25 protein-coding genes are annotated in these 22058 nt (G+C 32.7%); 13 read left to right on the top strand and 12 right to left on the bottom strand.

Annotation, left to right across the window (positions count from 1 at the left end):
• The first annotated feature begins 4 nt into the window (after positions 1-4).
• From SJY34_RS05680 to SJY34_RS05635, 10 genes are all read left to right on the top strand, one after another.
• Positions 5-628, top strand: coding sequence for a tetratricopeptide repeat protein (locus SJY34_RS05680; RefSeq protein ID WP_400079855.1), 624 nt, complete (start codon positions 5-7; stop codon positions 626-628).
• Between the two features lie 17 nt (positions 629-645).
• Positions 646-1998 carry a histidine kinase gene (locus tag SJY34_RS05675; RefSeq protein WP_400079852.1) on the top strand — a complete coding sequence of 451 codons (1353 nt, stop codon included), beginning with the start codon at positions 646-648 and terminating at the stop codon, positions 1996-1998.
• A gap of 95 nt (positions 1999-2093) precedes the next feature.
• Positions 2094-2408 (top strand): 2TM domain-containing protein, encoded by a 315-nt coding sequence (locus SJY34_RS05670; RefSeq protein ID WP_400079849.1) that lies wholly within the window; start codon positions 2094-2096, stop codon positions 2406-2408.
• Positions 2409-2412: 4 nt separating this feature from the next.
• Positions 2413-2748, top strand: a complete 336-nt coding sequence (locus tag SJY34_RS05665; RefSeq protein WP_400079846.1) for a 2TM domain-containing protein — start codon at positions 2413-2415, stop codon at positions 2746-2748.
• A 74-nt stretch (positions 2749-2822) separates the two neighbouring features.
• Positions 2823-3959, top strand: coding sequence for an amidohydrolase family protein (locus tag SJY34_RS05660; RefSeq protein ID WP_400079843.1), 1137 nt, complete (start codon positions 2823-2825; stop codon positions 3957-3959).
• A 1-nt stretch (position 3960) separates the two neighbouring features.
• Complete coding sequence (locus tag SJY34_RS05655) at positions 3961-4287, top strand: 2TM domain-containing protein (RefSeq protein ID WP_400079840.1); 327 nt, start codon at positions 3961-3963, stop codon at positions 4285-4287.
• A gap of 30 nt (positions 4288-4317) precedes the next feature.
• Positions 4318-5073: a LytR/AlgR family response regulator transcription factor gene (locus tag SJY34_RS05650; RefSeq protein WP_400079838.1), complete on the top strand. Its 756-nt coding sequence runs from the start codon at positions 4318-4320 to the stop codon at positions 5071-5073.
• 115 nt (positions 5074-5188) lie between these two features.
• A complete protein-coding gene (locus tag SJY34_RS05645) occupies positions 5189-5611 on the top strand; it encodes an SRPBCC family protein (RefSeq protein WP_400079836.1) in 423 nt (140 codons plus the stop codon).
• Positions 5612-5660: 49 nt separating this feature from the next.
• Positions 5661-6512: a helix-turn-helix domain-containing protein gene (locus SJY34_RS05640; RefSeq protein ID WP_400079833.1), complete on the top strand. Its 852-nt coding sequence runs from the start codon at positions 5661-5663 to the stop codon at positions 6510-6512.
• 104 nt (positions 6513-6616) lie between these two features.
• The gene (locus tag SJY34_RS05635; protein WP_400079830.1) at positions 6617-7204 is read left to right on the top strand and encodes an SRPBCC family protein; all 588 of its coding nucleotides are present in this window, start codon (positions 6617-6619) and stop codon (positions 7202-7204) included.
• 66 nt (positions 7205-7270) lie between these two features.
• On the opposite strand, the gene SJY34_RS05630 is transcribed toward SJY34_RS05635, so the two are convergent.
• The 3 genes from SJY34_RS05630 to SJY34_RS05620 form a co-directional block, all read right to left on the bottom strand.
• Positions 7271-8443, bottom strand: a complete 1173-nt coding sequence (locus tag SJY34_RS05630; protein WP_400079828.1) for an LETM1-related biofilm-associated protein — start codon at positions 8441-8443, stop codon at positions 7271-7273.
• A gap of 71 nt (positions 8444-8514) precedes the next feature.
• Positions 8515-9096, bottom strand: a complete 582-nt coding sequence (locus SJY34_RS05625) for a superoxide dismutase family protein (protein ID WP_400079826.1) — start codon at positions 9094-9096, stop codon at positions 8515-8517.
• 60 nt (positions 9097-9156) lie between these two features.
• The gene (locus tag SJY34_RS05620; RefSeq protein ID WP_400079823.1) at positions 9157-9675 is read right to left on the bottom strand and encodes a YdeI/OmpD-associated family protein; all 519 of its coding nucleotides are present in this window, start codon (positions 9673-9675) and stop codon (positions 9157-9159) included.
• Positions 9676-9729: 54 nt separating this feature from the next.
• On the opposite strand from SJY34_RS05620, the gene hemN reads away from it, so the two are divergent.
• Together hemN and SJY34_RS05610 are read left to right on the top strand one after the other, a co-directional pair.
• The gene (gene hemN / locus SJY34_RS05615) at positions 9730-11094 is read left to right on the top strand and encodes an oxygen-independent coproporphyrinogen III oxidase (RefSeq protein ID WP_400079821.1); all 1365 of its coding nucleotides are present in this window, start codon (positions 9730-9732) and stop codon (positions 11092-11094) included.
• Positions 11095-11105: 11 nt separating this feature from the next.
• Positions 11106-11939 (top strand): universal stress protein, encoded by an 834-nt coding sequence (locus tag SJY34_RS05610; protein WP_400079819.1) that lies wholly within the window; start codon positions 11106-11108, stop codon positions 11937-11939.
• 72 nt (positions 11940-12011) lie between these two features.
• Here SJY34_RS05610 and SJY34_RS05605 read toward each other — a convergent pair whose 3' ends face one another.
• The 9 genes from SJY34_RS05605 to SJY34_RS05565 all read right to left on the bottom strand — a co-directional run bounded on the left by SJY34_RS05605 (position 12012) and on the right by SJY34_RS05565 (position 21250).
• Positions 12012-12503 carry a hypothetical protein gene (locus tag SJY34_RS05605; RefSeq protein WP_400079816.1) on the bottom strand — a complete coding sequence of 164 codons (492 nt, stop codon included), beginning with the start codon at positions 12501-12503 and terminating at the stop codon, positions 12012-12014.
• A 105-nt stretch (positions 12504-12608) separates the two neighbouring features.
• A complete protein-coding gene (locus SJY34_RS05600; RefSeq protein ID WP_400079814.1) occupies positions 12609-13310 on the bottom strand; it encodes a sulfite exporter TauE/SafE family protein in 702 nt (233 codons plus the stop codon).
• Positions 13311-13757 (bottom strand): FixH family protein, encoded by a 447-nt coding sequence (locus SJY34_RS05595; RefSeq protein WP_400079811.1) that lies wholly within the window; start codon positions 13755-13757, stop codon positions 13311-13313.
• A gap of 49 nt (positions 13758-13806) precedes the next feature.
• A complete protein-coding gene (gene ccoG, locus SJY34_RS05590) occupies positions 13807-15231 on the bottom strand; it encodes a cytochrome c oxidase accessory protein CcoG (RefSeq protein WP_400079808.1) in 1425 nt (474 codons plus the stop codon).
• Positions 15232-15248: 17 nt separating this feature from the next.
• Positions 15249-16223 carry a cbb3-type cytochrome c oxidase N-terminal domain-containing protein gene (locus SJY34_RS05585; protein ID WP_400079805.1) on the bottom strand — a complete coding sequence of 325 codons (975 nt, stop codon included), beginning with the start codon at positions 16221-16223 and terminating at the stop codon, positions 15249-15251.
• Entirely contained in the window at positions 16220-16405 is a 186-nt protein-coding gene (locus SJY34_RS05580) for a CcoQ/FixQ family Cbb3-type cytochrome c oxidase assembly chaperone (protein ID WP_400079802.1), read from the bottom strand. Before SJY34_RS05580 ends, SJY34_RS05585 begins: the two co-directional genes overlap by 4 nt.
• Before the next feature lie 7 nt (positions 16406-16412).
• Entirely contained in the window at positions 16413-18605 is a 2193-nt protein-coding gene (ccoN, locus tag SJY34_RS05575) for a cytochrome-c oxidase, cbb3-type subunit I (protein WP_400079799.1), read from the bottom strand.
• 10 nt (positions 18606-18615) lie between these two features.
• Positions 18616-18801: a cbb3-type cytochrome oxidase assembly protein CcoS gene (ccoS, locus tag SJY34_RS05570; RefSeq protein ID WP_400079797.1), complete on the bottom strand. Its 186-nt coding sequence runs from the start codon at positions 18799-18801 to the stop codon at positions 18616-18618.
• A 73-nt stretch (positions 18802-18874) separates the two neighbouring features.
• A complete protein-coding gene (locus SJY34_RS05565; RefSeq protein WP_400079794.1) occupies positions 18875-21250 on the bottom strand; it encodes a heavy metal translocating P-type ATPase in 2376 nt (791 codons plus the stop codon).
• Positions 21251-21361: 111 nt separating this feature from the next.
• Between SJY34_RS05565 and SJY34_RS05560 the strand changes: the two genes are divergently transcribed.
• The gene (locus SJY34_RS05560; protein ID WP_400079791.1) at positions 21362-22039 is read left to right on the top strand and encodes a Crp/Fnr family transcriptional regulator; all 678 of its coding nucleotides are present in this window, start codon (positions 21362-21364) and stop codon (positions 22037-22039) included.
• The last annotated feature ends 19 nt before the right edge of the window (positions 22040-22058 follow it).

Here is a 22058-nt window from a genome sequence, read left to right as displayed (position 1 = left end):
TAAAATGAAGAATGTAATAATCTTAGCTGTATTGGTAATCTCAGGAATTACACAAGCACAGACCAACTTTGAAAAAGGCATGTCTAAAGCTTTTGAACTTTGGGAAGCTGATAAAACCGACGAAGCGCAAAATATGTTTGAGCGCATTGCTAAAGCAGAACCAAAAGAATGGTTACCAAACTATTATATTGCTCAAATCAATAGCTTAAAAAGCTGGAACGAAAAAGATGAAGCCATATTAAAGTCGCAATTAGATAAAGCACAAGAACATTTAGATATTGCTATGACTAAAAGTGAGGATAATGCAGAACTTTTAGTGATGCAAGGTCAAGTATATACAAATTGGGTGGCGTTTGATGGTGCAACTTACGGAATGAAGTATGCTGGTAAAATTGCTGAGTTATATGCTAAAGCCATAGAATTAGATTCAAAAAATCCAAGAGCAGCATTTTGCAAAGCAGATTGGTCAATGGGTAGTGCTAGATATTTTGGACAAGATACTGCACCTTATTGCAAAGATGTTGAGGCATCCATAGAACTTTTTGATACCTTTAAACCAGAGACCGATTTTCATCCAAATTGGGGGAAAGAGCGTGCAGAACAGGTTGTAGCTGAGTGCAAAGAATAAGTAAACGAATTAAAAATATGTCAAAGTCAATTAAAAATATTATTGTCACTTTTATTATTGGATGTCTAATATATCTTATTGGCAATTTTCTTTCTGATGGTTTTGATTATAAAAATGTAAACGAGTTTTTAATTAACTTTGGTTTCTATCAGTTGTATTCATTTGTTTTAGGATATTCTAATATGGCGTTTTTCAACTACATGGAAAAACGTCAATGGAAAAAGGGAGATACTGTAAAGAGGATTATCGTTGGTATAATCGGCTGCACAATTATTACTTTAAGTGGTATTTTCATATTAAGAGTATTTATTGCTGTAGTCATATATGGGACACCTTTCGAAACTTTTATAAGTAGAGAATCTTGGCAAGGGTATTCCTTTGGTCTTTGGATTACGCTGGTAGTTATTTCTGTTTTCCATATTATATTTTTCTACAACAGGTATCAGAAGAATAAAATAAAGGAACAAAAAGTAATTGCTGGTGCTGCAAGTGCAAAGTTCGATGCTTTAAAAAATCAATTAGATCCACATTTTCTTTTTAATAGCTTGAATGTGTTAACGAGTTTAATCGAAGAAAACCCGGATAACGCGCAGCGATTTACAACATCTTTATCTAAAGTATATCGCTATGTTTTAGAACAAAAAAGTAAAGAATTAGTTACTGTAGATGAAGAGTTGAACTTTGCAAGAACCTATATGTCTTTATTAAAGACACGCTTTGAAGACAGTATTATTTTTGAAATACCAGATAAAGCATCAAATCCAGAAAGTAAAGTTGTGCCTTTGTCGTTGCAACTACTTTTAGAAAATGCGGTAAAACACAATATGGTGACATCTAGCAAACCATTACACATTAAAATATATGAAGATGGTGATCATTTAGTGGTAATGAATAATCTTCAGCCCAAACAAATTGTAAAGAAGAGTAGTGGAGTAGGTTTAGAAAATATAAAGCAACGTTATCAATTGCTATCAAATAGAAAAGTACACATCAATCAACGAGACAAGGATTTTGCAGTTGCAATTCCTATGCTCACAAAACAAGTATCAGTCATGAGAACAACACAGAAATCGGAAGCTAGTCTTAACGAAGATTACGTTAGAGCTCGCAAGCGTGTAGAAGAGTTAAAAGCATTTTACTATAGTTTAATCGCCTATGTCTTTGTTATACCATTTTTAGTCTTTATATGGTACAAAACTTCATATAATACAATACAATGGTTTTGGTTTCCTGCTTTTGGTTGGGGACTAAGTTTAGTATTCCAAGCGTATCGCGTCTATGTAGATAATGGACCTTTAGGAGGTAATTGGGAAAAACGTAAAATCGAAGAATACATGCGTAAGGAAGATGAAAATAACCGCTGGAATTAATACAAGACATTATGAAGCTAGCATATTAAAAGTAACATTACTAAGACAATGATTAAAAGCGAACAGCATGTGTCTTTAAAAAAATAAATAAACTCATGAAAACAGAAGATCAAAGTTTAAAGTATATAAAGGCTAAAAACAGGGTAGAAAAAGTAAAAGGATTTTACAATCATTTGGTTATTTATATCATAATTAATCTCGTCATTACAGGATTTAAAGTCTCTAATAATTTAAGTAGTTGGAAAGATTTTACTACCGAATTGTTCAGTTTCGATGTTTTAAGTTCTTGGACAGTTTGGGGATTAGTATTAGTAATACATTTTATATCTATAACCTTTTTACGAGGATGGGAAGAACGCAAAATAGAAGCGTTAATGAAAAAAGAATTATCAAAAAATACTAAAGATTAGGATCATGGAAAAGTTTAATATAGAACCTTATAATAGCGACGAAATTTCTAATTTCAGAAAAGAAGAAGCATATTTAAGAGCAAAGAAAAAAGTAGATACTATTATAGGATTTTACTGGCATTTGGCAGTATATGTCATAGTAAACATCTTTTTAATAATCCTAATAGGAGTTAACGCTGGGTTTGATGGTTTTGGTCCATATGCAACAGCAACATTCTGGGGAATCGGACTAGCTTTTCATTTTCTCGGTGCTTTTGGACCAGATTTCTTTTTTGGCAAAGATTGGGAAAAGAAAAAAATCGAAGAGTATATGGATAAGGAGCGCCAGAGTTGGGAGTAAAATTAACAAGCAATTTTCTACTTGTGCTGAACTTGTTTAAGTATCACATTTGGTAGTCATTAAAAATAAAAATTATGTATAAAATTAATATGCTTATTGTGCTATTGGTATTAACCCTTTTTGGCAATGCGCAAGACAGTTTTATAATTGAAAACGTAAAAGTATTCGATGGCGAAACAGTTATTTCTTCTACTTCAGTAAAAGTTGAAAACGGAATTATTGTAAAAATATCTAAAAGAATTAAATCATCTGGTAACACAGAAGTTATTGATGGAAGAGGTAAAACCTTAATACCAGCTTTATCTAATGCACATGTGCATGCTTGGGCACCTGAGTCACTAGCACAAGCAGCAAAAGCAGGTGTGTTAAATGTTATGGATATGCATGGAGTAGAGACATATCAAGGAGCTATGCGCCAATTAAAAGACTCTACAGATTATGCAAGATTTTATGTTGCTGGTTATGCGGCTACGGCACCAGAAGGTCATGGAACACAATTTGGTTTTCCTGTACCTACTTTAACAAAACCAGAAGAAGCTGCTAAGTTTATTGAAGATAGAGTTAAGGCTAATGTGGATCATATTAAAATTATTTTAGAACCATGGAAAACGACATTGAGTATAGAAACGGTTTCTGAATTAATTAAAGAGGCACATAAGGCTGAAAAAATTGCTGTTGTGCATATTAGTCGTTTAGAAGATGCTATAAACGTTATTTCAAATGACGCCGATGGTTTAGTGCATATTTGGTGGGACAAAGAAATAAAGTCTACTAAACTAAAAGAGCTAGCTGAATCAAAATCATTTTTTGTGATTCCAACTTTATTAACCACTATTAAAGTTTTTGCAACCATGGGTGGAGCGGAAGAAAAGTTTTTATCTAAGGATCAATTACAATCAGAAGTGAAAAAAATGTATGACGCAGGAATTCCAATTCTTGCTGGTACAGATCCACCAAATGCGGGAATTAATTACGGAACTGATTTATATAAAGAGTTAGAGCTTATTAGAGATTCTGGTATGCCAACTATTGAAGTCTTAAAAGCAGGAACCAGTAATGTTACAAAAGCTTTTGGTCTTAAAAATACCGGATTTATTAAAGAGGGTTTCATCGCAGATTTAATCTTAGTCGATGGTGATGTTACCGAAGATATAAAAGCCTTGAATAATCATAAGATTATTTGGAAAGATGGTAAACTAGTAAAACAGTAAGATGAAGCATAATATTGATGAACAACGGCTGTTGGTTAAAGCAAAACGTAAAGTTAGGCGAGTCCAAATATTTTATTTGCATTTGGCCTTCTACATTATAGTTGTTGCACTTCTGTTATTTAACTTATATATTATTGAGGAAGGACCATACAAGAATAATATCATCGCTTTAAACCTGAGTATTTTAGTGGCATGGACAGTTTTTATCATTATCCATGGATTGAACGTGTTTAAAGAAAAACGAATTTTTAAAAAGAGTTGGGAAGACAAAAAAGTACAAGAATTTTTGGAAAAAGAGAATGATGTTAAGACCACAACTTGGGAATAGATTATTAACGATAAAATAATATTTTAAATAATGAGTATAATCATAATTGAAGATGAAAAACCGTCAGCAAGACGTTTGCAACGTATGTTAAAATCTTTAGATGTTGAAGCAGATACCATGCTACATTCTGTAGAAGAATCTATAGAATGGTTTCAGAATAATGAGCATCCGAATTTAATATTTTTAGATATTCAATTGAGTGATGGCTTATCTTTTGAAATATTTGAAGCTATAGAGATTAAGTCAGCGGTAATTTTTACAACTGCTTATGATGAGTATGCTTTACAGGCTTTTAAGCTTAACAGCATTGATTACTTATTAAAACCAATAGATGATGATGACCTAAAAACTGCAGTAGATAAATTTAAAACAAGAGCTCCACAAGAACAATCGGTTACATTAGATTTTAATGATATAAAAAAACTACTCATCAACCCAATTGAGCGCGAGTATAAGAAGCGCTTTTCGGTTAAGGTTGGTCAGCATCTAAAGCTTATAAATATTGAAGATATTGAATGTATTTATAGTGAAAATAAAGGGACTTATGCATACACTAGCGAGGGTAGAAACTATTTGTTAGATTCAACTTTAGACCAATTAGAAGATGAGTTAGAGCCACATGTGTTTTTTAGAATTAGCAGAAAGTTTTATGTCAACATCAATGCTATAAAAGATATGGTGAGCTATACAAATTCGCGCTTACAAATAAAACTGAACCATTTTAATGAGCAAGATATTATTGTTGCGAGAGAACGCGTTAAGGATTTTAAGAACTGGTTAGAATAGTTTTTATTCACTTGACCTTTTCTAACAAATAGTTGGACTTTTTATAAAAAGATTCTAGTGTCTTCACTTTTAATTTTGACTTAAACAAATGTTGAATTTTAAAAGTTTAGAAATTATGAAAAAATCAAGCCACAGTATTGAAGTTCAAATTAATGCAAATCCAGATACAGTTTGGGAGATTATAGGCTCAGGTAAGGATGTAGATAAATGGTTGACTCCAATAACGAGCTGCAAAGTAGAAGGTGATAAACGATATTGCGCTACAGTTGAAGGTAGCTTTGAGGAAGATATTCTTGAAGTAGATCACATTAATAAAAAATTCACTTACTTTATTCCTAAGCAACATATACTTCCTGTTAAGGATATTGAAGGTAATATGGAGGTAAAACCTATAAATGAGAATTCTGCTTCTGTACTTTGGAGTTGGAATTATTTAGTTGAGGATACTGATGACCAAAAAGTGAGAGAAGCGCTTAATGGTTTAGGGGAAATGGGAATTAAAGGTATCGAGTCATTTGCCAACAACTTGGTAAGCTAAATTTGTGTAATTATAATTCATCTCACTTTAAAATAATATCTTTAGCTTAATGGTAAAAGAACATCTTCAATTTACTTTATTCGAAAAGGGCATATTTGAGCGTGTGGTTTTAAAACCACCAATGAAGGCTCCAGGAATTATGCACAATGAAGCCTGTTTTTTGTATGCTGTAGCTGGTGAATCTAAGGTATTTTCTGCTGTATCTGAAATGATGTTACGCACAGAAGAAGCTGTAGTTATGAAATGTGGTAATTACCTAAACGATTGGTTAGAAACCACAGATCAAAGTACTTGCGAGGCTATAGCCATTCATTTTTATCCAGATGTTTTAAAAAAACTATACAATAAAGAGTTGCCAGAGTTTTTTAACTCTGTAAGAGATATAGAACCAACTTGTATTGAAAAAGTTAAGTCGAGCAAACTTCTAAAAAACTACATAAATAGTTTGCAGTTTTATTTTGAAAATCCTGAATTGGTAAATGATGAATTATTAAAATTAAAGCTCAAAGAAATCATTCTTCTTTTAGTGAAAACTGATGCAACTGGTTCGATGCAAGAGCTTTTGGCTAGTTTATTTACTCCAACGGAATATTCTTTTAAAGAATTAGTAGAAGCCAATGTTTATAATAATTTAAGTCTAGATGAGCTTGCTCTACTTCATGGAGTAAGTTTATCTTCTTTTAAACGCGAGTTTAATAAAGTTTATAAAGAAAGTCCAGGGCGCTATTTTAAAAGACGAAAACTAGAACGAGCCGCAAAGTTAATTCTAAGTACGAATGAGCGAATAGGAGAGATTGCTTTTAATTGCGGATTTTCTGAAATAGCTCACTTTTCTAATTCTTTTCAAGATCAATTCGGATGTTCACCAACGCGTTATAGAGTGAACCAAAATCATAATTAATTGACCTGATTCTTAAATTTTCTGGTGTATCGAAAAGCTAATTTTGAGAAATAAGAATTTAAATCTCAAAAATTATGTTTAAGAATCAAAAATTATCAATTATTATGGCTTTATTATTCGTTATTGTCTCTACAAATGATGTATTTGCACAAAAGAAGAGACAAAAGAAAGTTCAGAAGTTTAAGGTATCTAAAATTATTCCGCATAGTGCAGAAAAAGTTTGGGCTGTCGTTGGTGAAGATTATGGAGCAGTTGCTTATTCACATCCAAAGATTATGACTTCAGATTATGTTAATGGATCTTTAATAGCGGAAGTAGGTGCAGAGCGCGTGTGTTATTTCAATGAAAAGGAAACACAGTTTTTAAAAGAGCGTATCATATCTTATGATCCTGAGAATATGACTTTTGTTAACCAAGTTTTTCAAGCAGGAAAATTTCCTGTAGATCCAAAATACACAAAAGGTATTTATAAAATTGAGGCTATAGACGAGAACTCTTGTCGTTTTGTGTTTAATATGGAGTATAGAACAAAACCTGCATTTATGGGTGGTTTCGCAAAAGGAAAGTTTAAGAAACTAATTAGAGATTATGCAATCTCTATAGAACATTATGTTGGTACTGGAGAAAAAGTAACAAAAGATAATTTTAGGCAAGTCAAGAAAGCCTTTAAAGCTAGACAAAAGAAGAAATAATAGTTCGGCATTTTATTTAAATAGTCCTAATCATGAGTGGTTTGGACTATTTTTTATATTAAAGAATTACTCATCATCAATCCTATTATCATCAAAAGCCGATGGTAACAGCTTTGGAATAAACTTAACAAATAAAGGTAAAAGTAACATACCACCAGGTAGCATAAAAATTGCTAAGCTAGGTATAGACTTAAAAATATCTAATAATTGCGATTGAATTTTTTTTTGCTCTTCATCACTAAGGTTTCGTTGGGTCGACTGTGCTAAAAGCGACATTGCTTCCTTGCTTTCAGATAATTCTTTGATAAGGCGTTTGCTATTGCGAGTAATTAATTTAGAAACTACTTTGCTACTATTATCATAAAAACTTTGCGCTAGGTTTTTAGACCTTAAAAAGGCGACATCCTCTTTATGCTCGTCATAAAAAGCATTGATGTCATCTACGGATTTTGCGATAGCTTCATTGTTTAATGATAAATCCGTTTTTAAACGGTACAAAAATTCGCGCTCCTCAGTGTCAATAATCTTATCTGTCCAAGATGCCATGCACACCAAGTCTATGACATATAATTTTTCTAGAGGTTCATTGATAAGAGAAACAGCATTACTATATGAAGGTAATTTTGCGTTTTTATGACGTATAGACTCTTCAAATAATCTAATGAGATTATCATCGTACTCGGTTTTTTCTGATTTATTATCTATAACAGAAAACACAATGGTCTCTAAAGAAGACTCAAGTTTGTTTACATATTTTCTGATATTTTTTTCATCTCTCAAAAAGCGTTGATAGCCCAATACATCAACAAATAATAAAGCATTAATTAAAAAATAATTAAAACTTTTGGTAATAAAATTATCATCAATATGAATGCGCTTATGAATCATTTTCTCTAATAAACTATCTGATGTTTTATCACCAAATAATTCTTCAAAAAATGAACGTTTTTGGTCGCTAATAGCTTTATAGTATCTAATTAAACTATCCGTAAAATTCTCGTCAGGTTTTTCCTTTTTATAGATAAAATAATAGGTGAGTAGTAAATTGATTTTACAGCGTTCTTCCTCGGTAAAATCAAAAGGTTTAACAATATCGAGTACAACTTTTATATTGCTGCCATATATAAAACCAGCTTGTTTTAATTTGTTGTAAAACTCATTAGTTTCTGTTTGAGCATACATAGTCTCAGAAACTTCATTGAGCAATTTTTTTATCCAGCCACTAGCTGATGGATTCATACTAAACAAGATTTATGTAAAAGTAAAAAAGCTACCGTTAAAGTAGCTTCTTTATTTATATTTTAATAAAATTATTCTATAATACCTGCACAACCTACACGAGCACCAGCAGCACCAGAAGGTTGAGATTTTAAATCGTCCACACCTATATGTACAATAATTGCTTTGCCTAAAATATCTTTAGTGTCATCACCACAACCAATACACCATTCATCTGTAGTTTTTGTTACGGTTCCTTTACCACTTGCATCGGTTTTAAAATTACCAATATCACCTTTGTGATAACCGGTTGCGTCTCCCCAAGCACCATGCGGTTGCGTTGTAGGATTCCAATGTCCACCAGAAGATTTTCCATCTGGCGATGAGCAATCTGCTTTTTCGTGAATATGGATAGCGTGTTCGCCTTCTTCTAAACCAGTAATAGTGCCTTCCATAGTTACCATACCATCTACTTCAGTAAAATTGATAGTGCCTTCTACATTACTATCACTTTTTGGAGATAATGTAATTGATAATTTTTTCTCTGTTGAATCTTCTTTAACTACCTCTTCAACTTCTGTTTCTATAGTCTCTTCAGTTTCTTTTTTAATCTCTTTACAAGCCGTTGCAAATACAACAGAAAAGGCTAACGCTATTAATTTTAAATTTTTCATGACAAGTTATTTTGTTTGTAGTAAAGTTAAGTAGATAATTACGTTAATGCAAGTAGAGTATTAATTCTTCTTTAACCATAATCTAGGATCTGAGATGCCACGCCTTAGATTTTCTGTTATGACTAATGCCTTATCAACTCGGGTTTGAGCCGATTTATATCTTGAAACAGCATAAATAATGCTACGTTGTCGTCCTGGAGTTAAATTCTCAAATAAGGTATAAGCTTCATAATCACTAAGTAGAACAGCTTCAAGTTCTTCAGGCATTTCTACTCCATATTTAGAAGTGTCTTCAAAGATTTGAAGCGTAAAATAATCATTCACAAAAACACCTAATTCCTTTTGTTTGGCTTTACTAAAATAGATACGATATAGTCCAGATTTTTCCCGTTTTAAAGCCGCATAAAATTCAATATAGTTCTCTTCAAATTTTGCTTTTGCTTTTATTCGCTTATGATTATTCGCTATAAAATCACTAATACGGTCTTCTGGTAAAATCACACTTTGCTTATCTGCAAGGGTCACTTCAAAGGTTTCGGTTTTTAGCATTTTATAGCTCATTACATGGTTATATGACAAATATCATGTTTTATAACTAGACATACCAGTAATTTTGGATATCAAATAAAAGGTATGAGTCACTCTTTAGTTAATAAATACAACGTTGCCGGACCACGGTATACAAGCTATCCAACGGTTCCGTATTGGGATATAGATAGTTTTTCGTTACAACAATGGAAAAAGTCTTTAAAGCAATCATTCTCTGAGAGTAATAGCTCAGAAGGCTTAAGCTTGTATCTACATTTGCCATTTTGCGAAAGTCTTTGTACGTTTTGCGGTTGCCATAAACGCATCACTAAGCGCCACGAAGTAGAATCGCCTTATATAAAAGCACTTTTAAAAGAGTGGAGTATTTATAGAAATCTATTGGGTGGAAAACCAAAGATAAAAGAATTGCATTTAGGAGGCGGAACACCAACTTTTTTCTCACCAGAGAATTTGAAATTTTTAATTTCTGAATTGCTTAAAGTTTCGGAAGTAGTAGAAAATTATGAATTTAGTTTCGAGGGACATCCCAACAATACTACCGAAGCGCATTTGCAAACATTATTCGATTTAGGTTTTAGACGTGTTAGTTTTGGTGTACAAGATTATAACTTAAAAGTGCAGCAAGCAATACATCGTATTCAACCTTTTGAAAACGTGAGGCGCGTCACAGAGTTAGCGCGTACAATAGGTTATACTTCTGTTGGTCATGATATTATTTTTGGTTTACCGTTTCAAACTAAAAATGATGTTATAGACACCATTATTAAAACTGGAAGTTTAATGCCAGATCGTATTGCTTTTTATAGCTACGCCCATGTACCTTGGATTAAAGGAAACGGTCAACGTGGTTTTAATGATGCTGATTTACCATCTGGCGATTCTAAACGCCAACAGTATGAAACCGGAAAACGTATTTTAGAAAATATAAGCTATAAAGAAATAGGAATGGATCATTTTGCTTTAAAAACAGATGCACTCTACAAAGCTATGGAGAATGAAACGTTACACCGAAATTTTATGGGTTATACAGCGTCTAAAACACAAGCTATGATTGGTTTGGGAGCATCTTCAATAAGTGATAGCTGGTATGGTTTTGCGCAAAATGTAAAATCCATTGAGGAGTATTATCATTTAATTGATGAAGGGATGATTCCTGTTTATAGAGGACATATTTTAAATACAGAAGACCTAATTATTAGAAGGCATATTCTTAACCTTATGTGTAATTTCAAAACGTCGTGGATTAATGAAGATATGACTTTTGAAGAATTACCAGAAGTCCTAATAAAACTTAAAGAATTTGAACAAGATGGTTTACTCGAGTTTGGAAGAAAACAAGTAACCATAACTGAACAAGGAAAACCCTTTGTCAGAAATATATGTATGGCTTTCGATCTGTTGTTACAGCGAAAAAAGCCAGATACTCAATTATTTTCAATGACAATTTAAAACAACTACAAATGAAAAAGATTATTGTACCAATAGATTTCTCAGAACACTCCGAATATGCTTTAGAAGCAGCTGCTACTTTGGCTAAAAAGTATGATTCTGAACTGATTGTTCTACACATGCTAGAATTATCTAATGCTATTTTAACTTCTGCAAGTGATACATTAAGCCAAGAAGCTGTATTTTACTTAAAACTGGCTGAGCAAAAGTTTGATCAGTTTTTAGACAAACCCTATTTAGAAAATATTAAACTAACTCCTATTGTAAAGCATTTTAAAGTCTGGAGTGAAGTTAACGACGTTGCTAATGAGCATGATGCTAATCTTGTTGTAATGGGATCTCATGGTGCGAGTGGTATAAAAGAGGTGCTAGTGGGTTCAAATACTGAAAAAGTAGTACGTCACTCTGACATTCCTGTTTTAGTGATAAAGCACAATCCAATTTTGATGGAATTTGAAAATGGAGTATTTGCAAGTGATTTTTCAGATGAAGCTGTTGCTCCTTATTTAAATGCAAAAAAAGCACTTAATAAGCTTGGGGCAAAGATGCATTTGGTCTATGTAAATGCACCTGATGGAAGTTTTAGAAGTTCATCAGAAATAGATAAACGTGTGTCAGACTTCTTAAGAAAAGCAGATGGTGATTTAGAAAATTTACCAAACGTAACTGTTGTTTCAGATTATTCTATAGAAAAAGGAATTTTAAACTTCGCTAACCTAATTGGTGCGGATGTAATTGCTGTAGCTACGCACGGTAGAAAAGGCTTAGCACATTTCTTTGAAGGCAGTATTTCTGAAGACATAGCCAACCATTCTACGTTACCAGTAATGACTTTTAAAATTTAATTCTCTTGATGTTTATTAGTTAGTGTTTTATCATCAAGTTAAAACGCCAGAGATTCTAACCTTTGGCGTTTTTTAATTTCTTATTGCCTTTATAAACTCCCGTTCTTGTTCTGGGTTAAGATTTAGGCTGTTTTTAATCTCAAATTTTGTGGGTTTACGACTTATTAGATAAACTAGTAGTGCAGCTGAAATAATTAAATAATACTGATTAGAAGTAATTAAAAAATTAACTATTCCTAAAAATGCGGGTGCTTCAATCAATGCAAATTGAATGAATTTAGAGCTTTGATACTGCATTAATTTTTCCTTTAAGGTTGACTTGCTATGTGCCTGAATTATGGTCTTTTTAAAAAGGTATTGACTGGCTAAGGCTCCTGCAATAGCTAATCCAGGAACGATATAGAATAATTTATCAGAAGTATCAGCAAAATCCAAGATTGCATTTTTTGTAATATATAGCACGACTGTACCAAATAAGACTATTGATACACAAAATGCCATATGAATAATAGTTAAAGTTCTTAGTATGGATTTTACGGATTGTGGTTGATTGATTGAGTTCATAGCTGTAATAATTCAGAAGACGAAAATAAGAAATTAGTTTAATGACTGCAGTTAAAATGATGGCCTAAATACAATCAATAATTATTAATATTGTTGTGAATAGTTTTAATGACATTCCATTGCACTCGAAGCCAATTCGACAATTGGAGCAGGTGAGAGGTAAGGAATACCCAGTCCTAAACCACGAAGAATAAATAAAGCACCTATGACAACCACAAAAACCGGAATCGCTTTTTGGATTCGTTGTTTTATAGTACTGTTTAGAAACTTACCTAAATAAATGGCGGAGGTCATTAGAGGTATTGTTCCCAATCCAAATAAAACCATATACAAACTACCTTCTAATAGACTGCCGGTTGCGACTGCACCAAAAACAGCCATGTAAACTAAGCCACATGGTAAAAATCCATTAAGAAATCCGATGGTTAAAAAAGTGTCAGCAGTTTTCTTTTTTAGTGCCTGTCCTAAATTAGACTTTACTTTAGAGATGAGTTTATTTAAAGGTTGAGATAGGTTATACTTGCCAATAGTTTTATAGGGAATCAATACAAGAATAATCATTAGGATTCCGATGGCAATAGATAATTGTTGTTGTATACCAAAAAGATAGAGACTTTTACCTACCAACCCAAAGACCAAACCAATTAAACTATAGGCTAATAATCTACCGAAATGATAAACTCCTATTTGACTTACTTTTTTATAAGAGTTAGAGCGATCTACAGGCAACATAAAGGCAATAGGACCGCACATGCCAACGCAGTGCAAACTTCCTAATAATCCTAATATGAGTGCAGAAACTAACATTTAATACGTGATTTCGGTTTTATAGAGGTAAGAATTATTATTATATTTCCAATCTACTTTAATGTTCCAACGACCACCTAATAAACGTTTGTCAGGTATGAGCAAATTGTGATTAGATAATGAAATCGGAATTTCAAAATCAAATTGTTTATTAGATGGTCTGTATAGGAACACTTTTCCTTTAATGTCTTTTAAATCTAAGTTTTTAGGAAAATTAATTTTAATACCTTCTGAAGTTTTTTGCCATGAGATATCGGTATCTAATGTTTTAGAATGAGCCTCTTTATCAATATCCGTTTGAAATTTTAACTCTTCTTGATAGTAATCTTCTACCACTAGATCGTGATCGTATTTTTTATCTGTACTCATACTGATTACAAAATACATGATGAATGCTATGAAGCATACAAATGCAATTACTATGGCTGTTCCCCAATTTATTTTCATAACATTATTTATTTATCATCCTGAGTTTAATTCGGGATATCTTTTTTTTCTAATTATAACTACGAGGACCTAGGAAACCTACATTTGTGGTTTCAATTAATTCTCCGTTACTGTAAACATCAATTCTGAGTTTATTTTTGTCTCCTGATAAATCACTTTGTTGTAATTCTATGAACAATGTGCCTTCAGCTATTTTTTGCGCTTCAACTTCAAATGTTCCATTAGTTGATACTAATTTAATTTCTCCATTAATACCTCTTAGTTTAAAGCTAATATCATCAATTTTTTCTGTTGTTTTATTTACCAATTTAAAGGTATAGACATTACTAATTATATTATTGTCTTTACGTTCATAGAGTTGACCAGGCAATCTTAAAATTCGTGCTTCAACATCATTTCTTAAAGTTAGCATTCCTGCTAAAACACCAATTAAAATGACCAATACAGCGATATAGCCTTTCATTCGAGCTGTAAGTTTAAATGGCTCTTTCTTTTCTATATTTGCCTCACTAGCATAACGGATTAGCCCTTTTGGAAGGTTAATACTTTCCATTATATGATCACACTCATCAATACAAGCTGTACAATTAACACATTCTAGTTGTGTTCCGTTTCTTATATCAATACCTGTTGGGCAAACATTGACACATTGAAAACAATCTATACAATCTCCATGTCCAAGTGCCTCACGATCTTCATTTTTTCTAAATTTCTTTCGACCGCTTTCAGCTTCTCCTCGTTTATGGTCGTAGGCAACAATAATAGATTTGTTATCTAAAAGAACGCCTTGTAAACGACCATATGGACAGGCTATGATGCATACTTGTTCTCTAAACCAAGCAAAAATAAAATAGAATACAGCCGTAAAAATAATCAATGGTATTAGTGTTCCTAAATGCTGAAATGGACCCTCTAGTATATACTTAAGTAATTGGTCGCTACCAATAAGATATGCTAAAAATACATTTGCAATAAGAAATGAAACCACTAAAAAGATAAACCATTTTAAAACACGCTTTCTAATTTTTTCTGCATCCCATTTTTGTCTATCAAGTCTACGCTGCTTATTTCTGTCACCATCTATCCAATATTCAATGCGTCTAAAAACCATTTCCATAAAAATGGTCTGCGGGCAAATCCAACCACAGAAAATACGTCCAAAACCTACGGTAAAAAGTGTAATAAAAACTACACCAATAATCATAGATATGACGAATAAATGAAAATCTTGAGGCCAAAACGGAAATCCGAAAATATTAAAGCGACGATCGGTAACGTTGAATAATAAAAACTGATTCCCATTAATCTTCACAAAAGGTGCCGCAAATAAGAAAGCTAGTAAAATATAGCTTACTATTTTACGCTTTTCGTAAAAATAACCTGAAGGTTTTTTAGGAAAAATCCAATTACGTTTACCATCTTCATTGATAGTACCAATTGAATCTCTAAAAACTTCATTCTCTGGCGTTTCCATTTAGGGAAGCTTTTCTGTTAATTATTAGAAACTACGGAATTTGGGTCTTCAACTTCGGCAGCATCTTCTATAGTGTTTTCTGTTTCAGACTCGCTTTCCGATTTATCTAAAGACTCATCAATCCAGATGTCTCCTTCAGCAGGTTTTGGTTCTGCAGGTGTTGTGCCTTGAAATTTTAAAATATAACTAGAAACCTGAGCCATTTCTAGCGGTTTTAATCCTTCTTTTTTCCAAGATACCATACCTTTACCATCACGACCACCTTCAGAAACTGTTTTGAAGATATTTTTAATACCTCCTCCTAAAATCCAGTTTTCATCTGTTAAGTTAGGACCAATTCCTCCTCCACCATCAGCTTTATGACATACCGCACATTTCGCTTCAAAAATTACCTTTCCAGCACTTAAATCTGCAGCTTCTGTTAAAACTTCAACAGTATTATAATCCACTAAGTTTTTTGCTGTTTTTTTGTATTCTTCTATGGCTTTATTGGCTTCTGCATATTCAATTTCATATTCAGCAAATTGGTCATCTGCATTAAATACGTGGTAGCGAAACATATATATCACACCAAAGATTATGGTAAGATAAAAGCTGTAAACCCACCATGGTGGTAAATTGTTATCTAATTCTTTTATGCCATCATAATTATGGTCTAAAATAATTTCACCTTCTTCTTCTATTGGTTTAGATCCCAAAAGCTTGTTGTAAATATTCTTAAACCATATGCTAAATTTTGATGGAGCCGTTTTTTTAGCGTCGTATCTTGCTTTAGCTTCATCATCTAAACTTTGATAAAGAATATTATCCATAGAACCTACTATTCCTTCTATTGCTAATAAAACAAGAAGTACTAACAATAAGAATAAAAGAATTATTGGCTGTTCCATAAAGGCTGGTTGGTCACCAGACTCTACAAAATATTCTACAAGTGCAGCAATTGCGAAAAATACTACTGGTACTCTTATGTATGATGGAATTAAATTTCTCATAATATAGTTTCGTTTTGGTTGTCTAATGGTAAATTACTAACTGTATTTATATAGTCTTTCTTTGCAGTAAATACCCAATAAAATAAGACTACAAAAAAGATAAAGAATATGAGGAGTGATATCATAGGATATATCTCTATCCCTGTAATACTTTCCATGTGGTTTTTTACAAATTTCAGCATGAGGTTTTTAGTTTTGAGCAGTTTCGTTAATAATGTCTTTTACTTTAATATCTGTACCTAAACGTTGTAGGTAAGCAATCATGGCAACAATTTCTCTGTTTTTCATTTCAACAAAATCACCTCCAGAAGCTTGTTTATCTGCTTCATAAGATTTTACAAAATCAGGATCATCATAAAGGTTCTTTACAATCAATGAGCCCTGTTCTATCATGGAAGCTTGTGCATTTGCAATATCTTCTTCTGAGTAAGGCACACCTAAAGTAACCATAGCTTCCATTTTCTTTTCAGTCATGGACTTATCTAGTTCGTTTCGTATTAACCATTGATACCTTGGCATAATAGATTCTTCATTCATAGCTTGTGGGTCATATAAATGGCTTAAATGCCAGCTATCAGTGTATTTTCCTCCAACTCTATGTAAATCTGGCCCAGTACGTTTACTTCCCCAAAGGAATGGATGGTCGTAAACAAACTCACCTGCCTTAGAATATTCTCCATAACGTTCTACTTCAGACCTAAATGGACGTACCATTTGAGAGTGACAACCCACACAACCTTCTCTTATATATATATCCCTACCTTCTAACTCAAGTGGAGTATATGGTTGAACACTACTTATAGTTGGAATATTAGACTTTACTACGATTGTTGGTATAATCTGTACTATTCCACCAATTAAAATTGCAACTGTAGCATATATGGTAAGCAATACTGGTTTACGCTCTAACCAAGTGTGCCAGCCTTCACCAGCAACACGTCTTTTAGATACGCGTTGTAAAGCAGGTGCTTCGGCTAATTCGTCAGTAACTTTGTTATTAGACCTTACAACAGTCATTATTACGTTATAAACTAAGATTAACATACCAGTTATGTACAAAGTTCCACCGATAGCTCGCATCCAGTACATTGGCATAATTTCAGTCACGGTTTCTAAGAAGTTACCATAAACTAAAGTACCATCTGGATTAAATTGTTTCCACATACTTGCTTGTGCAAAACCTGCAACATACATTGGTAATGCATACAATATGATACCTAAAGTACCAATCCAAAAATGAACATTGGCTAAACCAGTAGAATGTAGTTTTGTTTTAAATAATCTCGGGATTAACCAGTAAATCATACCAAAGGCAAGAAAACCATTCCATGCTAATGCACCAACGTGTACGTGAGCAATAATCCAATCCGTAAAGTGTGCAATCGCATTTACATTTTTAAGTGAAAGCATTGGACCTTCAAAAGTGGCCATACCATAACCAGTTATAGCTACTACCATAAATTTTAAAACAGGATCTGTTCGTACTTTATCCCAAGCACCACGCAATGTTAACAGTCCATTAATCATACCTCCCCAAGATGGAGCAATTAACATAACCGAGAATGCTACACCTAGGTGTTGTGCCCATTCTGGTAAAGCCGTATATAGCAAGTGGTGTGGTCCTGCCCAGATGTAAATAAAAATTAAAGACCAAAAGTGAACAATAGATAAACGATAAGAGTAAACAGGCCTATTTGCTGCTTTTGGTACAAAATAGTACATCAGTCCTAAAAATGGGGTTGTTAAGAAGAATGCAACGGCATTATGTCCATACCACCATTGTACTAAAGCATCTTGAACACCTGCATAAACGGAATAACTTTTTAATCCACTAACGGGTAATTCTAAGCTATTAAAAATATGAAGTACTGCAACCGTAACAAAAGTTGCTAGGTAGAACCAAATAGCAACATATAGGTGACGTTGACGACGCTTAAGAATAGTCGCAATCATGTTAACACCAAAAGCAACCCAAACTAATGCGATAGCGATATCGAAAGGCCATTCTAATTCAGCATATTCTTTTGACGTTGTGTAACCAAGAGGTAAAGTTATTGCTGCACCAACAATGATTAATTGCCATGCCCAGAAATTAAAATTACTTAGCATATCACTAAACATTCTAGCTTTTAAGAGACGTTGCAATGAGTAATAAACACCAGCAAAAATGGCATTACCAACAAAGGCAAAGATTACAGCATTGGTATGTAATGGTCTTAAGCGACCGAAACTTAGCCATGATATACCATCTGTCATATTTGGGAATAAAAACATAAAGGCCAGAATAAGGCCTACAAGCATCCCAACAACTCCCCAAAGTATTGTGGCATAAAGGAATTTTTTAACGATTTTATTATCGTAATAGAATTGTTGCATTTCCATATTAAAAAAATTAGTCAGTTTTTGTTTGTTTTGATGTATTGGTTTGTTCTTTTACAAGTTCGTCTTCAAAAAGCATTCGTACAGATGGAGTATAATCGTCATCGTATTGCCCAGACTTTACAGCCATTATGAAAATGACAAAGAAAGTCACGCCAACGACAACGCTCACTGTTAATAAAATATAAATAACACTCATACCTACTGAAGTTATGGTTCAAAAATAAAGCTGAACCTTTTTTTAAAACATGACTTTTATCATGTTGATTAATTTATTTTAATTTCCGTCCTAAAAAATTTGTAGCAATCGTTGTAAATACTACAATACTGATGGAGCTTAAAGGCATTAAAATTGCGGCAACAACAGGTTCTAATTGACCAGTAACTGCAAAATATAAACCAATGACATTGTAGAAAAACGAAAGCACAAAGCTCCATTTAATAATTTTTATTGCGGATTTTGATGCTTTAATAAATTGATAAAGTTGTTTGAATTTTGAGGCATCCAAAATACCATCACAAGCAGGCGAGAAAACATTTACATCTTCCGAAATTGCTATTCCAACATTACTTTGTGCCAATGCACCTGCATCATTTAATCCATCACCAATCATAAGCACTTTTGCCCCTTCAGATTGATGGTATTTAATGAATTCTAATTTATCTTCTGGTTTTTGATTGAAAATCAATTTCGTTTTTGCTGGAAGCAATTTTTTTAAGTTTTCTCGCTCGCCTTCATTATCTCCAGAAAGAATAACTAAATCGAAATGTTTTTTGAGTTGGTTGAACAGTTTTGAAACCCCTTTTCTATAACTATTATAAAAGGTATATTTTCCTTTGTAAATATTATTACTACTGATATGAACTGTTGTGTTTAACAAAGAGGTTTCCTTTGCGTTACCAACAAAATTGGCGGAACCAATTTTCATACTTACCGCATCGTGTTTGGCTTCAATGCCTTTACCGATGTGTTCTTCAAAAGCATCAAGTGTAATGATATTGTTTTCCTGTAAAATATTATATAAAGTTCTACTTAATGGGTGATTAGAACCACGAAGGGAATTTTTTAAAACTACATTTTCAGAGTCAGACAGTACATCGCCGTCATATTGCGCATTGCTATGTTTGTTAGATGTAATCGTTCCTGTTTTATCAAAAATAACAGTATTAATTTGTGCCAATTGCTCTATAACAGTGGCATTTTTGACATAGAATTTTAGTTTACCAAAGATGCGTAATAAGTTCCCAAATGTAAACGGAGCGGATAATGCAATGGCACAAGGACAGGCAATAATAAGTACTGCCGTGAATACATTTATAGCTTTGCTAGAATCAACAAAAAGCCAATAACTTGTGGCAATGAATGCTATCGTTAAAATAGCAATGGTGAAATGTTTACTAATAGTATTGGTAATATTTGTAAAACCATCTTCTTTATTTTTGCTAAAAACATCGTTACTCCATAATTGTGTTAGATAACTCTGTTCAACAGATTTTAAAGCTTCCATTTCAATAACTCCATTGGTTTGTTTACCACCAGCGAATAGTTTATCTCCAGATTGCTTAGAAACGGTTTGTGATTCACCAGTAACAAAACTGTAATCTATTTTTGCTTTTCCATTAATAAGAATACCATCAACAGGAATTAATTCTTCATTCCGAATAAGAATGCGGTCTCCTTTTTCTATATCGTAAACCTGAATCGTTTCTTCGTAACCTTCCTTATTTATTTTGGTTATTGCAATTGGGAAGTAGGATTTATAATCGCGCTCAAAGGATAAAAACTGATAAGTTTTTTGCTGAAAGAATTTACCAACTAAAAGAAAAAATATCAATCCAGCGAGACTATCAAAAAAACCAGAGCCCAAATCGAACATAATTTCAATAGTGCTTCTTATGAATAAGACAGAAACTCCTAAAGCAATGGGAACATCAATATTTAAAATTTTAGCCTTTAAACCTTTATAAGCTGAAATGAAATAATCCTGTGCCGCATAAAAGACAATAGGTAAGGACAACGCAAACATTAACCATCGAAATAAAGGTTTGTATTGTTCTAACCAATATTCGTTCACCTCAAAATATTCAGGAAAAGACAAGAACATAATATTACCAAAACCAAATCCTGCAACTCCAAGTTTATAGATGAGTGTTCTGTTAACATGTTTTTTTCTTGATTTAAAATCATCTAAACTGATATAAGGTTCATAACCAATTGAGCTAAGTAATAACACAACTGACTTTAAATCTGTGACTTCAGAATTATAGGTCACTCTTACGGTTTTCTTGCCAAAATTAACTTGGGAATCTGAAATATTAGGATTTAATTTATTGAGGTTTTCGAGTATCCAAATACAAGAGCTACAATGTATATGTGGAATATAAAGTGTTGTAATTTCAATAGTATCACTTCTGAATTCCGTAAGTTTTTCTATAATATTCTCTTGTGAAAGAAAATCATATTTACCTTCTATTTCCGTTGGAATAGCACCAGGAGAATTCTGTAAATCGTAATAACACGTTAAATCATTTTCGTTAAAAATCTCGAAAACGGTCTTACAGCCATTACAACAAAAGGATTTGTCTTGAAACGTAATTGGATGATTACCACAACCATCTCCGCAGTGAAAACAAGTGTTGTTTTCCATTCTAAAATTTGCTCATTTATACCTGAAACAAAAGTCTCAAAACTTGTACTTATATAATATGATATTTGTCATGTTTTAGTTAACTTTGGGATTGACGATAATTTAGATGTTATGAGTAAATGTGAATCATGCATTATTAAAGAGTTTAATGCTTTAAAGTCCTTAACTAGAGATGAGTTAATGCGAGTTTCAGCATGTAAAACAGGTAAAATTTACAAAAAAGGCCAAGTCATTTTTGAAGAAGGAGAAACTGTAAATGGTGTTTATTGTGTAAAAGATGGTGTTTGTAAATTGACGAAACTCAGTGAAAACGGAAAAGATCAGGTCGTAAAATTAGTTGTTAAAGGTGGATTATTAGGAAAACGATCTTTAGTATCAGAACAGAAAACCAATCTTAGTGCTATTGCATTAAATGATATGGAAATGTGCTTTATTCCAAAAAGCGAAATAATGAATGACCTGCAGAAAAACCCAAAATTCACAATGGATGTCTTAAAAAAAATGGCAGAGGATTTAAAGGTGTCGGATGAGTCATTGGTAAATATGGCACAGAAATCTGTGAAACGAAGAATGGCCGAAATACTATTATATATCCATGAAGACTTTGGTGTTGATTCAGATGGATTTTTGAGTATAGTCCTTTCCCGCGAGGATTACGCTAATATGGTTGGCACTGCAACTGAGTCTGCAATTAGAATTCTTTCGCAATTTAAAAAAGAAGGCTTAATTTCTACATCTGGTAAACGAATAAAAGTTGAAGACCCTAATGCTCTTAAATGGGTAGAATAAACAAAAAACGCTCTAGTAT

Origin of the sequence: Winogradskyella sp. R77965 (genome assembly GCF_044594915.1) — a bacterium.
GTDB lineage: Bacteria > Bacteroidota > Bacteroidia > Flavobacteriales > Flavobacteriaceae > Winogradskyella.
This window is presented reverse-complemented; position numbering and strand designations above follow the sequence as displayed.

Bases quoted from the DNA above. Each gene is read 5' to 3' on its own strand.
- SJY34_RS05565 (WP_400079794.1), bottom strand. From the start codon at position 21,250: ATGGAAAACAACACTTGTTTTCACTGCGGAGATGGTTGTGGTAATCAT.
- SJY34_RS05600 (WP_400079814.1), bottom strand. From the start codon at position 13,310: ATGTTAGTTTCTGCACTCATATTAGGATTATTAGGAAGTTTGCACTGC.
- SJY34_RS05660 (WP_400079843.1), top strand. From the start codon at position 2,823: ATGTATAAAATTAATATGCTTATTGTGCTATTGGTATTAACCCTTTTT.
- SJY34_RS05595 (WP_400079811.1), bottom strand. From the start codon at position 13,757: ATGAAAATAAATTGGGGAACAGCCATAGTAATTGCATTTGTATGCTTC.
- SJY34_RS05630 (WP_400079828.1), bottom strand. From the start codon at position 8,443: ATGAATCCATCAGCTAGTGGCTGGATAAAAAAATTGCTCAATGAAGTT.
- SJY34_RS05625 (WP_400079826.1), bottom strand. From the start codon at position 9,096: ATGAAAAATTTAAAATTAATAGCGTTAGCCTTTTCTGTTGTATTTGCA.
- SJY34_RS05640 (WP_400079833.1), top strand. From the start codon at position 5,661: ATGGTAAAAGAACATCTTCAATTTACTTTATTCGAAAAGGGCATATTT.
- SJY34_RS05585 (WP_400079805.1), bottom strand. From the start codon at position 16,223: ATGAGAAATTTAATTCCATCATACATAAGAGTACCAGTAGTATTTTTC.
- ccoG (WP_400079808.1), bottom strand. From the start codon at position 15,231: ATGGAAACGCCAGAGAATGAAGTTTTTAGAGATTCAATTGGTACTATC.
- ccoN (WP_400079799.1), bottom strand. From the start codon at position 18,605: ATGGAAATGCAACAATTCTATTACGATAATAAAATCGTTAAAAAATTC.
- SJY34_RS05665 (WP_400079846.1), top strand. From the start codon at position 2,413: ATGGAAAAGTTTAATATAGAACCTTATAATAGCGACGAAATTTCTAAT.
- SJY34_RS05645 (WP_400079836.1), top strand. From the start codon at position 5,189: ATGAAAAAATCAAGCCACAGTATTGAAGTTCAAATTAATGCAAATCCA.
- SJY34_RS05560 (WP_400079791.1), top strand. From the start codon at position 21,362: ATGAGTAAATGTGAATCATGCATTATTAAAGAGTTTAATGCTTTAAAG.
- SJY34_RS05655 (WP_400079840.1), top strand. From the start codon at position 3,961: ATGAAGCATAATATTGATGAACAACGGCTGTTGGTTAAAGCAAAACGT.
- SJY34_RS05635 (WP_400079830.1), top strand. From the start codon at position 6,617: ATGGCTTTATTATTCGTTATTGTCTCTACAAATGATGTATTTGCACAA.
- SJY34_RS05650 (WP_400079838.1), top strand. From the start codon at position 4,318: ATGAGTATAATCATAATTGAAGATGAAAAACCGTCAGCAAGACGTTTG.
- SJY34_RS05610 (WP_400079819.1), top strand. From the start codon at position 11,106: ATGAAAAAGATTATTGTACCAATAGATTTCTCAGAACACTCCGAATAT.
- SJY34_RS05675 (WP_400079852.1), top strand. From the start codon at position 646: ATGTCAAAGTCAATTAAAAATATTATTGTCACTTTTATTATTGGATGT.
- SJY34_RS05605 (WP_400079816.1), bottom strand. From the start codon at position 12,503: ATGAACTCAATCAATCAACCACAATCCGTAAAATCCATACTAAGAACT.
- hemN (WP_400079821.1), top strand. From the start codon at position 9,730: ATGAGTCACTCTTTAGTTAATAAATACAACGTTGCCGGACCACGGTAT.
- SJY34_RS05670 (WP_400079849.1), top strand. From the start codon at position 2,094: ATGAAAACAGAAGATCAAAGTTTAAAGTATATAAAGGCTAAAAACAGG.
- ccoS (WP_400079797.1), bottom strand. From the start codon at position 18,801: ATGAGTGTTATTTATATTTTATTAACAGTGAGCGTTGTCGTTGGCGTG.
- SJY34_RS05680 (WP_400079855.1), top strand. From the start codon at position 5: ATGAAGAATGTAATAATCTTAGCTGTATTGGTAATCTCAGGAATTACA.
- SJY34_RS05580 (WP_400079802.1), bottom strand. From the start codon at position 16,405: ATGCTGAAATTTGTAAAAAACCACATGGAAAGTATTACAGGGATAGAG.